This is a genomic window from Pseudomonas sp. AC255 (assembly GCF_979258175.1).
In genome coordinates, this window is sequence record NZ_OZ409841.1 from 3,903,939 (window position 1) to 3,916,732 (window position 12,794).

Consider the following 12,794-nt stretch of genomic DNA (forward strand, 5'->3'; position numbering starts at 1 on the left):
TTCAACATCGGTATCGACTGAACTGACGCATTCGCGAGCAGGCTCGCTCCCACAGGGAAATCACATCAGCGCTGGAGTCGATCCAGCGCCTCGCCACTGCGCTTGAACCAGCCCATCAGATAATCCGCGAGCACTTGCGTGCGCTTGGGCAAACCACCCTGATACGGGTGCACCAGATACATCGGCATGCGTCGGGTCTGGTAATCGCGCAGCAACCAGCGCAAGCGGCCGTCCGCCAGTTCCGCTTGCAGTAGATACGACGGCAAACGGGCGATGCCGGCGCCGGACAGCGCTGCTTTCTTCAACAGGCTGTAGTGATTGCTGGCAAACGGACCCGAAACCCGCACCCGCAACAACTCGTGCTGCTGGTGATACAGCCATTCTTCGCGACCGCTGTAATGGCTGTTGAGCAGACAACGATGCTCGGCCAAGGCATGGGGCGTCGCCGGCTCGCCGAAGCGCTCGAGGTAGGCCGGGCTGGCGCAGGTCATTTCGTGCCACGCCAACAACGGCTTGGCCACCAGCCGATCGTCATTGGCGACTTCGGCGCGAATCGCCAGATCAAAGCCATCGCGCGACAGATCGCGATAACTGTTGTTCAGCTCCAGCTCGATCTGCACCTCCGGGTATTGCCCGGAAAACTCCAGCAGCAAGCCGTCGAAGAAGGTCTCGCCGAGCGACACCGGAACCGTCATGCGCACGGGGCCGGCCATGTCGTCCTTCAACCGCGCCAAAGCCTGCCGTGCGCGTTCGACCTGGACCACCAGCGCCTGGGCCTGCGGCAGCAGCGCCGCCCCCGCCGCCGTCAGACTCAAGCGCCGGGTGGTGCGTTGCAGCAATACCACACCGAACTGCGCTTCGAGCTGGCTGATGCGCTTGGACAACTGGCCTTTGCTGCAGCCCAACTGCTGCGCCGCAAGGGTGAAACTGCCGGCCTCGATCAGCACAGCGAACGCGGCGAGATCATCCATTTCGCTCATGGATTGTTTCCAATTGAAAACCAAAGGTTGCCTATTAGTGCGCTTATCCACTGAAAAAACCACCCTAGACTGAAACCTCATTCACACACATGGGGTACAGCACGATGAAAATTCTGTTGATAGGCGCAGGCGGCACCATCGGCTCAGCGGTGGACAAAGAATTGTCGCAACGTCACGAGGTCATTCGTATCGGTCGTAACAGCGGTGACTTGCAAGTGGATATCAGCGACAGCGCCTCGATCCGCAAGCTGTTCGAACAGACCGGCAAGTTCGATGCGCTGATCTGCGCGGCGGGCAACGTGACGTTCGCAGCGCTGGACGACATGACCGAAGACAGCTTCGCCCTCGGCCTGAAAGACAAACTGATGGGTCAGGTCAATCTGCTGCTGATCGGCCGCGAGTACGCCAACGATGGCGCTTCGTTCACGTTTACCACCGGCGTGCTCAGCCACGACCCGATTCGCAGCGGTGCCTCGGCAGCGCTGGTCAACGGCGCCATCGACAGCTTCGTCCGCGCCGCCGCCATCGAACTGCCGCGTGGCCTGCGGGTGAACTCGGTGAGCCCGACCGTACTGACCGAAGCCCTGGGCAAATACGCGCCCTACTTCCGTGGCTTCAAGCCGGTTCCTGCCGCGGAAGTGGCATTGGCCTACGCGAAAAGTGTCGAAGGCCTGCAAACCGGTCAGACGTTTCACGTGGGTTAAGGCCCTTGTGATGAGCGGTCAGGCTGCGTAACGTGGCAGCACTTGTCTGGAGAGCCAAAGATGCGTGTTGCCCGTTCGTTCGTCCTCGTTGCCCTGCTGCCGATGTTTGCCGCCTGCCAGTTGTTCGACGGCCAGCGTGAAAGTGTGTCCCATGCCGGACAGACGCGCATGCAGGGGCAACTGACCGCCGCCGACGGCAAACTGGTGTTCCAGCCGTGCCAGGATCAGCGGCAACTGGTGGTCAACGACATCGGCGGCACCAGCGTCCTGCAAGAGGCCGCTACACTCGCCGACGAACAGGGCAAGCTGTTTGCCGATGTGCGCGGCAAGGTCTCCGGCGACCGTCTCGACCTCCGCCAGTTGTATCGCGTCGAGCGCTCGGGCACGGCCTGCGACGATCCGAATTTCAAACTGCTGATCCTGCGCGCCGCCGGCCATGGCCCGGAGTGGAACGTCAAGGTCAGCGGCAAAGGCATGGTCATCGAGCGCGACGGCCAAGCTCCACTCGCCGTGCCGTATGTGGAAGAGCAACTGGGCGACGGCCGCTTCAATCTCAGCAGCGAAGCCAACAACCAGCGCATCGAATTGTGGGTGGCGCCACAGCGCTGCGTCGACAGCAGCACCGGCAGCGTGCAGCACATGAGCGCCGAGTTGCGTATCGACGGTCAGGTCCAGCGCGGCTGCGGCTATTTCGGCGGCGCGCGCAACGACTGATCGTTTTTCCCCACGGATCCGCTCGCGGCGGCTTATAATCGCCGCCTTCAAACGCCCTGGCGCAGTTGTGCGCCCCGCGAATCCGGATCCCCGCCATGTTACGAATCACTGAACTCAAGCTGCCAATCGACCATCCCGAAGAAGACCTGCGCGCCGCCATCGTGCAGCGTCTGGGCATCGCCAGCGATGATCTGCTCGATTTCACCTTGTTCAAGCGCAGCTATGACGCGCGCAAAAAGTCCTCCGAACTGTGCTTCATCTACACCATCGACCTCAACGTACGCGACGAGGCCAGAGTGTTGGGCAAGTTCGCCGACGACCGTAACGTCAACGTGGCGCCGGATGTCAGCTACAAATTCGTCGGCCAGGCACCGAGCGATCCCGGCCAGCGGCCGATCGTCGTCGGTTTCGGCCCGTGCGGCATCTTCGCCGGTCTGCTGCTGGCACAAATGGGCTTCAAACCGATCATTCTCGAACGCGGCACCGAAGTCCGTCAGCGCACCAAGGACACTTGGGGTCTGTGGCGTAAAAGCGTGCTCAATCCCGAGTCCAACGTGCAGTTCGGCGAAGGCGGCGCGGGCACGTTCTCCGACGGCAAGCTATACAGCCAGATCAAGGACCCGAAATTCCTCGGCCGCAAAGTCCTGCACGAGTTCGTCAAGGCCGGCGCGCCGGAAGAAATCCTCTACGTCAGCAAGCCGCACATCGGTACGTTCCGCCTGACCGGTATGGTCGAAAACATGCGCGAGCAGATCCGCGAACTGGGCGGTGAAGTGCGCTTCCAGGAGCGCGTCAGCGACGTGCTGATCGAAGACGGCCAACTGGTCGGCGTGCAACTGGCCAGCGGCGAAATCCTGCATTCGAAGCATGTGGTTCTGGCCCTCGGCCACAGTGCCCGCGACACCTTCCGCATGCTCCACAGCCGTGGCGTGTTCATGGAAGCCAAGCCGTTCTCGGTGGGTTTCCGCATCGAGCACCCGCAATCGCTGATCGACCGCGCGCGCCTGGGCAAGTACGCCGGCCACCCGAAACTTGGCGCGGCCGATTACAAACTGGTGCACCACGCCAAGAACGGGCGTTCGGTCTACAGCTTCTGCATGTGCCCGGGCGGCACCGTGGTCGCGGCGACCTCCGAGCCCAATCGCGTGGTCACCAATGGCATGAGCCAGTACTCGCGTAACGAGCGCAATGCCAACTCCGGCATCGTCGTCGGCATTACCCCGGAAGTCGACTATCCGGGCGGCCCGCTCGCCGGTATCGAGTTGCAGGAGCGCCTGGAATCCCACGCGTTCATCCTTGGCGGCAGCGACTACAAGGCTCCGGCGCAACTGGTTGGCGACTTCATCAACGACATTCCATCGACCGAACTGGGCGAAGTCGAGCCGTCGTACAAGCCGGGCGTGGCCTTGGGCGATCTGGCCTTGGCGCTGCCGGACTTTGCCATTGAGGCGATCCGTGAAGCCTTGCCGGCGTTCGAGAAGCAGATTCGCGGTTATTCGCTGCACGACGCCGTGCTGACCGGAATCGAGACCCGCACTTCATCGCCGCTGCGCATCACCCGCAACGAGTCGCTGCAGAGCATGAACGTCAAGGGCCTGTTCCCGGCCGGTGAAGGCGCGGGCTATGCCGGCGGGATTCTCTCGGCGGGTGTCGACGGGATTCGCATTGCCGAGGCAGTGGCTCGCGATATCCTCGGCCTGGAAGCCTGATCAGCATCAGCTGACCCAACACAAAACCCTGTGGGAGCGAGCCTGCTCGCGAAAGCGGTCTGTCACTCAACGAAGTTGTTGAATGTGATTCCGCCTTCGCGAGCAGGCTCGCTCCCACAGTGGTTTCTGCGTTGAGCTTTAGATATTCGCGCGCAGTACCGAGGTCGGCAGCGCCTCCCCGCGCTCGGCACTTGCCGCCACCGCTGCAATCAAATCACCCAGTTCATAGCCCTGCGCCTTCAGCCATTGCTGATCGTAATACGTGTCGGCATAACGCTCTCCGCCATCGCACAGGATCGCCACGATCGACCCCGACTGCCCCGCCGCTTTCATCTGCTGCGCCGCCATCAGCGCACCGATCAGATTGGTCCCGCTCGACCCGCCGACATGCCGCCCCAAACGCTGCGCCAGATAATGCATGGCCGCCAGCGACAGGGCGTCCGGCACCTTGACCATCGCATCGATCACCTTGGGCAGGAACGACGCTTCCACCCGAGGCCGGCCAATGCCTTCGATGCGTGAGCCGCAATCCAGACGCAGGCTGGCATCACCGCTCTGATAGAAATTGAAGAACACCGAACGCTCGGCATCGGCACACAACACGCGGGTGCAGTGCTGGCGATAGCGCACGTAGCGACCGAGGGTCGCGGTGGTGCCGCCGGTGCCGGGGCTGGAAATCAGCCAGGTCGGCTCAGGGTGTTTTTCGTAGCGCATCTGCTGGAAGATCGACTCGGCGATGTTGTTGTTCGCCCGCCAGTCGGTGGCACGTTCGGCGTAGGTGAACTGATCGATAAAGTGACCGCCATGCTCGCGGGCCAAGCGCTCGGATTCGGCGTAGATCTGCGTCGGATCCTGCACCAGATGACTCTGCCCGCCGTAAAAAGCAATCTGGGCAATCTTCTCTTTCGAGGTGGTCGCCGGCATTACTGCGATAAACGGCAAACCGAGCATGCGCGCGAAATACGCTTCGGAAATCGCCGTCGAACCACTGGACGCTTCGATCACCGGCGCGCCGGGCTTGAGCCAGCCGTTGCACAGCGCGTAAAGGAACAGCGAACGTGCCAGGCGATGCTTGAGGCTGCCGGTCGGGTGGCTGGATTCGTCCTTGAAATACAACTCGATGCCGGCAAAACCGGGCAGCGGCAAAGGGATCAGGTGGGTGTCGGCGCTGCGCTGGAAGTCCGCCTCGATGATGCGGATGGCTTCGCGTGCCCACTGTCGGTTGTCGCTCATGGTTTCGGTTCTCGTTGAATCAGCCAGAAGATCGGTCTTCTGAAAAAGGTCTGCCGCAAGCTTAGGAAAAATCCCGCAGGCGGCAAAGATACAGCTGAGTCTCAATGTGTCAGGCAACTGCTAGGCTCAGTGCTGCCCGAGCCAGACAGCCTGTAACGACATATAACAAAAAAGAATATAACTTTTGTTTTAACAACTAACGGTACGGGTTAGGGTGTTTCACCTTTTTCTTGATTCGATGGAGAGCGACCTTGCCTCTGCGTAGCACTTTCACGCGTTTCTTTCAGTTGGAAGCCGCCAGCGGTCTGCTATTGATCGCCGCAGCCGTTCTCGCGCTGATCATCAACAACTCACCGCTGTCGTGGCTGTACACCGGCCTGCTCGACACCCCGGTGGTGGCGCAGATCGGCGCGTTGAAAATCGCCAAACCTCTGCTGCTGTGGATCAATGACGGCCTGATGGCGATGTTCTTCCTGCTGATCGGTCTGGAAGTCAAACGCGAAGTGCTCGACGGCCAATTGTCCAAGCCTTCGCAGATCGTCCTGCCCGGCGCAGCGGCGATCGGCGGCATGCTGGTGCCGGCGCTGATCTACTGGTTCCTCAACCGCGACAACCCCGCCGCCCTGAGTGGCTGGGCCATTCCGACCGCCACCGACATCGCCTTCGCCCTCGGCGTATTGGCCCTGCTCGGCAAACGCGTTCCGGTGTCGCTGAAACTGTTCCTGATGACCCTGGCGATCATCGATGACCTGGGCGCCATCGTCATCATCGCAATCTTCTATTCCGGCGAACTCTCGACCCTTTCCCTTGGCCTGGCGGCTGCGTGCATTGCCGCGCTGGTGGCGATGAACCGGCTCGGCGTGGTCAAGCTCGGGCCGTACATGATCATCGGCCTGATCCTCTGGGTCTGCGTGCTCAAGAGCGGTGTCCACGCGACACTGGCCGGCGTGACCCTGGCTTTCTGCATTCCCCTGCGCACGAAAAACGCCGAGTCGTCGCCGCTGCTGACCCTCGAACACGCGCTGCACCCGTGGGTCGCCTACGGCATCCTGCCGCTGTTCGCCTTCGCCAACGCCGGCCTGTCACTGAGCGGCGTCACCGTCGAAAGCTTCACCCACGACGTACCGATGGGCATCGCCATCGGCCTGCTGTTGGGCAAGACCGTCGGCGTGTTCGGCCTGACCTGGCTGGCGGTCAAGATCGGCATCGCCGCCCTGCCCCAAGGCGCCAACTGGGGCCAGGTCCTCGGCGTGGCAATCCTCTGCGGCATCGGCTTCACCATGAGCCTGTTCGTCGGCTCGCTGGCCTTCGAACCCGGCGTGAGTGATTACGCCGGCATGGATCGCATGGGCATCCTCACCGGCTCGATTCTCGCGGCGGTGATTGGTTATGCGGTGACGGCGGCGGCGAGTCGCAAGAATTCACAACTGCAATGACCCCTGTGGCGAGGGAGCTTGGCCCTCGCCACAGATTCTCCGCCTGACAGTTACGCAGCGAACAATCCCCACGTCATTAGCGACCCGTCCTACAGCCACATTTTCCCCGCTTCGATAACGTCGTGCAGCCCCTTTCCGAGGGGCTGTCGATGATGAACGAAGGGACGATCAGTGGCGCGGAACAAGGACATTCCCCGGGTGCAAAACCCACCGGAGGGCGACGGACATCACGTTACCTGGCGGTATATGACGGCGGCAGAACTTGCCGAGCGCGAAGCCGGGCAAAACGCTTACGACGCGATGCTGGCGCGGCAGGAGGCTTTCGAGCACAGCCGTGAAGTGGCTGCGAAAAAACCTGAAGCCGTGCGTGCCGGCTGTGTATTCGCCAAGTCCTGCAAGTTGCCGGATGCGATTATCGATTACAGCAATCCTTCCGGCATGGTGCCGACCGACAGCCTGAAGGATTACGGCGAGCTGATCCTGCTCGGCGCTCGCGAAGCCGACGCAAGCGGCGGCATTCCTCTCAAGAAAATCAGCGCCAACACCATCCCGGTCGGGTTCGGCAGTCTGGCCTTGGCAGGCTCGGCTTTTGAAGTGCTACCGGCGCTCGCCTCCCCTGCGGCGGCTGCGACTTTGGTGGGGCTGGTTGCGCTTTTGATGCCATCCAGCCTGGGCGACAGCGCGCTCTACACCGATGAGCAACTGAGCACACTCAAACAAGCCCGAACCCGCGTGCGCCTGCGCGTCGAGCAACAGGCCGACGGCAGCCTCAAGGGTTAAGGTTTCTACACCGGTAAGAACCGCGATTGGGAAATGGTCGATGTCGTGCAGTTCACTGCACGCGGCGACCGGTTCGTTGCCGATCTGGGTGAAGGCGTCGAACTGCTCTGGACCCCGGCGGTGGATGGCTCGGACATTCTCGGCATTCCAGCACTGGAGGCCGCACCGCAGGCACCGCATATCTGGGTGTATCCACCGACGAAGGCGGCGGACGGGATACTGGTGAATCCGCTTTATCCGCCGGAGTACAAAGATTTCATTCTGGTGTTTCCCACAGACTCGGGTGTAAAACCGATTTACATCGTTGTCAGCTCTGCGAAAGGCACCGCTGAAGCGGGACATACCTATCACCCCGCTCCCGAAACGTCGGATATCACAGCCTTTCCCGATTTAAGAAGAGCAAAAAGAAAACGCCGTTCAACGGTGGGCTCCGGGATCGCTGGATCAATGCAAAAGGCCGAATAATTTATGAATGGGACTATTTACATGGCGAGCTTGAAGCCTATCGCGCAAGTGATGGCAGCCATTTAGGCTCTTACGACCACAGAACTGGTGAACAGATAGATCCACCCAAAAAAACCGTAGTATTAAAAAATATTTATGAGGATTACATGGGACTCAAAGCCAGACTCGAATGGTACGACCAACAAACCGAACTGGGTGAGGGGGAGGAACTGTCGAAAGATTTTGGCGAGGACGGCTCATTAATGGAAGCATTAGGCCTACCGTCGAAAAGCTTCAATAACGGCGGATTTGATGTAAAAGCCGATTGGATCAAGACTCTCCAGCCCCACTTCCAGCATTCCATTCAATTTTCTTCTTACGACTATCAGGTATCGTTCGTTTACCGGGATCAATGGTAGATGGGACTGGAACTGAGATTGGAATGGTACGACACAGCAACCTTGGAGTTTCAGGGGGAAGAGTCGTCAAAAGACCTGGGTGGTGACGAGTCAGTGTTAAACGCCTTGGGGATTCCCGCCGCGGACAACATCAACAATGGCAGTTTCAACGTCGCTCAAAATTGGCTCGCCACCATTCAGCCGTATTTTCAACATCAAATCGATTTGAGAGTTCACGACTATCAAATTTCGTTTGACTACGGCTAACAGCCCCGGAAGTATTAGCTCCATGCACTTTCTTTTAATTACCGGTTTTTCCCTGACGAAGCCCAAGACGACTCCTTGCAATTCGAGCTGGATATCACAGGCAGCGAGATGAATGAAAAAGTGGCTCAGCTCATTGAATCCAGGCCCTTGGATGAGGTGGAACCCGGCGAGCTGTTGTTGACTCAGGATCAGGTAACCGCATTGGAAAACCTGCTCAACGTCAGTTTTCCAAAGGGCCTCGAATACTTCATGGGCACCTGCGCCACATACTGAATGAGCAATTCACAAACAAAGAAAAACCCCGACCAGTCACCTGATCGGGGTTTTCTTTTACCCGGCTTCCCGCTTAGTGCGAAACGCGGCTGGTTCCGCCAACGGTGGAAATCCGCACCCGCTCGCCAACGCGGAATACTTCATTCTCCTGAACCTGCTGCACATAGGCGCGCATGCTGCCGTCGTCTTCGCGGACGGTGATTTCCACGCCCTGGGTGCGGGTCAGGCCTTCTTCGGTGGCCGAGCCAAGCAGGCCGCCGGCCACTGCCCCGATGACCGCAGCCACAATGCTGCCCTTGCCGCCGCCGATAGCGCTGCCGCCGACGCCGCCGACCACTGCGCCTGCTGCGCCGCCGATCGGGGTCTTGGTGCCTTCGATTTTTACCGGTCGCAGGGATTCGATGGTGCCCATGCGAATCGTCTGCACACGACGCGCTTCGTCACGGGAGTAGGAGTCGCCGGTGAGGCTCGATTGGCAGCCGGTCAGCAACATCGCCATCGTCGAAAAGGAAGCAACCAGCAGAACAGACTTACGCATAGCATCAACTCCAAAAGAACATGTGTTCATTAAACCCCGTGGCCTGGCGCCTGTCACGACACCATCCGGATAAAATTGGCTTCCATTCAGGCCTGGTACAGATGCCCGCGTGCGTCCACTCAAGGTAGCGTCAAATCAACGATCCTGCGCCATCCGCGTTTATCTCGCTCGGTAGACTGCTCAGGGTGCCAGACGTTCCAGAATCCATTCGGCGCCCTGGAGGCGGTAGTTGAGGCGATCGTGCAGGCGGCTCGGCCTGCCCTGCCAGAACTCGATGCGCTCGGGCAACAAGCGGTAACCGCCCCAGTGTTCCGGGCAATGCGGCTGGCTGTCGCTGAAGCGTTGCTCGGTGGCCTTGAGCAAATCCTCCAGTTCGCCACGACCGTTGATGACCCGGCTCTGCGGCGAGGCCCAGGCGCCGAGGCGGCTACCCAGCGGACGCACCTGATAATACGCGTCGGACTCTTGCGCCGTGACCTTGACCACCCGCCCTTCGATGCGCACCTGGCGCTCCAGGGTTGGCCAGAAGAAGGTCATGGCGGCAAACGGGTTGGCCGCCAGATGCTGGCCCTTGGCGCTGTCGTAGTTGGTGAAGAAGGTGAAGCCCTGCTCGTCCAGGCCCTTGAGCAACAGAATGCGGCAATGCGGACGACCGTCGGCATCGACCGTGGCCAGGGTCATGGCATTGGCTTCCACCGGCGCCTGCTCGGTTTTCACCGCATCGGCGAACCACTGGTGAAACAGCGCAAACGGCTCGGCCGGGGCTTGCGCCTCGGTCAAACCGTCACGGGTGTAGTCGCGACGCATATCGGCCAGAGCCTGGGTCATGGCGGATTCCTTTTCGTTAGCGGATCACTTCTTGGCAGCGTCGGCTGCGGCGACTTTCTTGTCGGTCGCGGCGGCTTTGGCTGGTGCAGTTTTTTCGCTGGAGCCTTGGCCGGGGCCTTCTTCGCAGGAGCCTTGGCGGCGGTTTTCTTGGCTGGCGCCTTTTTCGCCGCCGGCACAGCGGCTTTTTCGCCGCAGGCGCCGGGGTAACCGGTTTGGCCACTGGCTTGACGTCTTGCGCAGCAACCATCGTTACAGGCTTCGGTGCTGGCATGTTGTATTTGCTCAGCAGCGCAACCATGGTGTTTTGCGGAGTCACCAGCAGCTCGACACGACGGTTCAAGGCGCGGCCTTCAACGCTGTCGTTGGCCGCACGCGGCGCTTCGGAACCCATGCCGCGCAGCATCAGGCGATCACGCTGCAAGCCGCTGAGGCGGAAGATCGCTGCCACCGATTGCGCACGTTCCTGGCTCAGCTTGACGTTGGCCGGTGCGGCACCGCTGGTGTCACTGTGACCGAGCACCAGCACTGCGGTTTTCGGGTCGGCTTCAAGGATTTTCGCCACGCGAGTGAACGGGCCAAGGGTGACCGGCAGCAGCATCGCCGGGCGATCCGGGTTGAACGAGCCTTCGACCGGCGCCGTCACTACCAGCACATTGTCGCGACGTTCGAGTTGCAGATTGCTGTCCTTCACCGCTTCACGCAGACGCGGTTCGTAGTCATCCAGCCAGGCCTGAGTCACCTTCGGATCGGGCATCGGCACGGCTTTGACGGTTGGCTGGTCCTTGCCGCCGAACGGCCACCACCATTTGCCATTGGACTGCGCCTCGGCTTTGGCCACCTCGACCGGTTTGGCTTCAGGTTTGACCTCGGCTTTCAGATCAGCCTTGACCGCTTCATCGCTGGAACCGAACGGCCAGTACCACGGGTTGCTGCTTTCGGCCTTGGCCACTGGCGCAGTCGCCGCCGGTTTCAACGGAGCCGGTGCCGAATCTTTGGCCGCGACTTTGTCGGAAGAACCGAACGGCCACCAACTGCCGCCGTCTGCATCGTTTTTCGGAGTCTGTGCGCAACCGGTGATCGCTACACACAGGGCCAGGGCGAGGGTCTTTTTAGATGACATTGAAAATCCACAAAATGAAGTAATGAAAAATCAGAGCACTTTCGCCCGGATAAACAGCCGTTTTGAAACGAAAATCCCTTCGAGGTTCCGACCCTGGAACCTCAGTTGAAGACTTACAGACAAGTGGCAAGCACCCGCGCCAGCTTTTGTGCACGCGGATCCATCAAAACGTAAGGCCCCAGGGTATTTGTCACGAAACCGAAAGCCACATCGTGCTCCGGATCAGCAAAACCGATCGAGCCGCCCGCTCCCGGATGACCGAACGCGCGTGGTCCGAGGCCGTAGGTGGCGTTGGGCACGTCCGGTTGATCGAGCATGCAGCCGAGGCCGAAACGGGTGCGGGTGAGCAAGGTCTTGTCATCGCCAAGGCTGTGCTCGCGGGTCAGCTCTTCGAGCATCTCGCTTTCGAGCAGGCTGCCGTCCAGCAGGCCGGCGTAAAACCCGGCGAGGCTGCGCGCATTGCCGTGGCCGTTAGCCGCAGGCTGCTGCATGCGGCGCCATTCCGGCTTGTTGGTGCTGGTCAGCACTGACGGCGGATTGGTGAAGGCGCGGGTAGTCATGGCCGTCGGTTCGCGCATGGTCACTTGCAGCAGGCGCTGCGCCGCAGCGTCGCCGGCGTTGCCCTTGCCACGGGCGATGTGCGCCACGCGATGAAACTCTTCGTCGGCCAGGCCCACATGGAAATCCAGGCCCAACGGTTTGGCGACCCGAGCGACGATCGACTCGCCCGGCCCACGCCCGTCAGCGCGGCGCAGCAATTCGCCGACCAGCCAGCCGTAGGTGATCGCGGCATAACCGTGACCGGTGCCCGGCGTCCACCATGGCGCTTCGGCGGCGAGGGCGTCGACCATGGTTTGCCAGTCGTAAAGGGCTTCAGGGGCGAGCAGTTCGCGCAGCGCCGGCAAGCCGGCCTGATGGCAGAGCAATTGGCGCAGGGTGACGGATTCTTTGCCGGCGGCGGCGAATTCCGGCCAGTAGCGGGCAACCGGGGCATCGAGTTGCAACTTGCCTTCAGCCACCAGTTGCAGCGCGGTAACGGCGGTGAAGGTCTTGGTGCAGGAAAACAGGTTGGCGATGGTATCGCTGTGCCAGGCTTCGGCGCCGTCCTTGTCGGCAGTACCGGACCAGAGGTCGAGGACGGTTTCTCCACCGACCTGGATGCACAGGGCTGCGCCGCGTTCCTGGGGATCGTCGAACAGTGCGGCGAAAGCCTCGCGCACCGCTTCGAATTGAAGCTCGTAATGTCCCTGAATCTGCACCCGCAACTCCCCCGCGAAAACGCTCTACAAAGTGGCCCGCATTGTTCCAGCCCTTGAGGGATTTGGGAACAGGCGCGGGCCAGACGGTTGATCGGCAATTTGTGGCGATCC

At 60.8% G+C, this 12,794-nt stretch carries 12 protein-coding genes and 2 pseudogenes; 8 read left to right on the plus strand and 6 right to left on the minus strand.

What is annotated here, in order from left to right; translation table 11 throughout:
- Positions 1-65: 65 nt before the first annotated feature.
- On the minus strand, positions 66-980 hold the full coding sequence (locus ACZZ0K_RS17750; RefSeq protein WP_056783386.1) for a LysR family transcriptional regulator: 915 nt from the start codon (positions 978-980) through the stop codon (positions 66-68).
- Between the two features lie 104 nt (positions 981-1,084).
- On the opposite strand from ACZZ0K_RS17750, the gene ACZZ0K_RS17755 reads away from it, so the two are divergent.
- The 3 genes from ACZZ0K_RS17755 (at position 1,085) to ACZZ0K_RS17765 (ending at position 4,107) form a co-directional block, all read left to right on the plus strand.
- Entirely contained in the window at positions 1,085-1,684 is a 600-nt protein-coding gene (locus tag ACZZ0K_RS17755; RefSeq protein WP_252883296.1) for a short chain dehydrogenase, read from the plus strand.
- Positions 1,685-1,744: 60 nt separating this feature from the next.
- Positions 1,745-2,398 (plus strand): COG3650 family protein, encoded by a 654-nt coding sequence (locus tag ACZZ0K_RS17760; protein WP_150743363.1) that lies wholly within the window; start codon positions 1,745-1,747, stop codon positions 2,396-2,398.
- A 95-nt stretch (positions 2,399-2,493) separates the two neighbouring features.
- On the plus strand, positions 2,494-4,107 hold the full coding sequence (locus ACZZ0K_RS17765; protein WP_258707701.1) for an NAD(P)/FAD-dependent oxidoreductase: 1,614 nt from the start codon (positions 2,494-2,496) through the stop codon (positions 4,105-4,107).
- A 138-nt stretch (positions 4,108-4,245) separates the two neighbouring features.
- Here ACZZ0K_RS17765 and ACZZ0K_RS17770 read toward each other — a convergent pair whose 3' ends face one another.
- A complete protein-coding gene (locus ACZZ0K_RS17770) occupies positions 4,246-5,340 on the minus strand; it encodes a PLP-dependent cysteine synthase family protein (RefSeq protein WP_258707700.1) in 1,095 nt (364 codons plus the stop codon).
- Positions 5,341-5,591: 251 nt separating this feature from the next.
- On the opposite strand from ACZZ0K_RS17770, the gene nhaA reads away from it, so the two are divergent.
- The 5 genes and pseudogenes from nhaA to ACZZ0K_RS17795 all read left to right on the plus strand — a co-directional run bounded on the left by nhaA (position 5,592) and on the right by ACZZ0K_RS17795 (position 8,938).
- A complete protein-coding gene (nhaA, locus tag ACZZ0K_RS17775; RefSeq protein ID WP_122505756.1) occupies positions 5,592-6,776 on the plus strand; it encodes a Na+/H+ antiporter NhaA in 1,185 nt (394 codons plus the stop codon).
- A 171-nt stretch (positions 6,777-6,947) separates the two neighbouring features.
- Positions 6,948-8,160: pseudogene (locus ACZZ0K_RS17780) on the plus strand (S-type pyocin domain-containing protein).
- A 7-nt stretch (positions 8,161-8,167) separates the two neighbouring features.
- A complete protein-coding gene (locus tag ACZZ0K_RS17785; protein WP_095180548.1) occupies positions 8,168-8,419 on the plus strand; it encodes a colicin E3-like toxin immunity protein in 252 nt (83 codons plus the stop codon).
- Positions 8,420-8,665, plus strand: coding sequence for a colicin E3-like toxin immunity protein (locus ACZZ0K_RS17790; protein WP_095180547.1), 246 nt, complete (start codon positions 8,420-8,422; stop codon positions 8,663-8,665).
- 75 nt (positions 8,666-8,740) lie between these two features.
- Positions 8,741-8,938: a pyocin S6 family toxin immunity protein gene (locus ACZZ0K_RS17795; protein ID WP_252879550.1), complete on the plus strand. Its 198-nt coding sequence runs from the start codon at positions 8,741-8,743 to the stop codon at positions 8,936-8,938.
- Between the two features lie 73 nt (positions 8,939-9,011).
- Here the strand turns inward: ACZZ0K_RS17795 and ACZZ0K_RS17800 are convergent, their stop codons facing one another.
- The 4 genes and pseudogenes from ACZZ0K_RS17800 to ACZZ0K_RS17815 all read right to left on the minus strand — a co-directional run bounded on the left by ACZZ0K_RS17800 (position 9,012) and on the right by ACZZ0K_RS17815 (position 12,683).
- Positions 9,012-9,476 carry an outer membrane lipoprotein gene (locus ACZZ0K_RS17800; RefSeq protein ID WP_016771369.1) on the minus strand — a complete coding sequence of 155 codons (465 nt, stop codon included), beginning with the start codon at positions 9,474-9,476 and terminating at the stop codon, positions 9,012-9,014.
- A gap of 180 nt (positions 9,477-9,656) precedes the next feature.
- Positions 9,657-10,304: a pyridoxamine 5'-phosphate oxidase gene (pdxH, locus tag ACZZ0K_RS17805; RefSeq protein ID WP_024011915.1), complete on the minus strand. Its 648-nt coding sequence runs from the start codon at positions 10,302-10,304 to the stop codon at positions 9,657-9,659.
- A gap of 24 nt (positions 10,305-10,328) precedes the next feature.
- Positions 10,329-11,424 (minus strand): annotated as a pseudogene (locus ACZZ0K_RS17810) (OmpA family protein).
- A gap of 113 nt (positions 11,425-11,537) precedes the next feature.
- A complete protein-coding gene (locus ACZZ0K_RS17815; protein WP_024011913.1) occupies positions 11,538-12,683 on the minus strand; it encodes an EstA family serine hydrolase in 1,146 nt (381 codons plus the stop codon).
- Between the last annotated feature and the right edge of the window lie 111 nt (positions 12,684-12,794).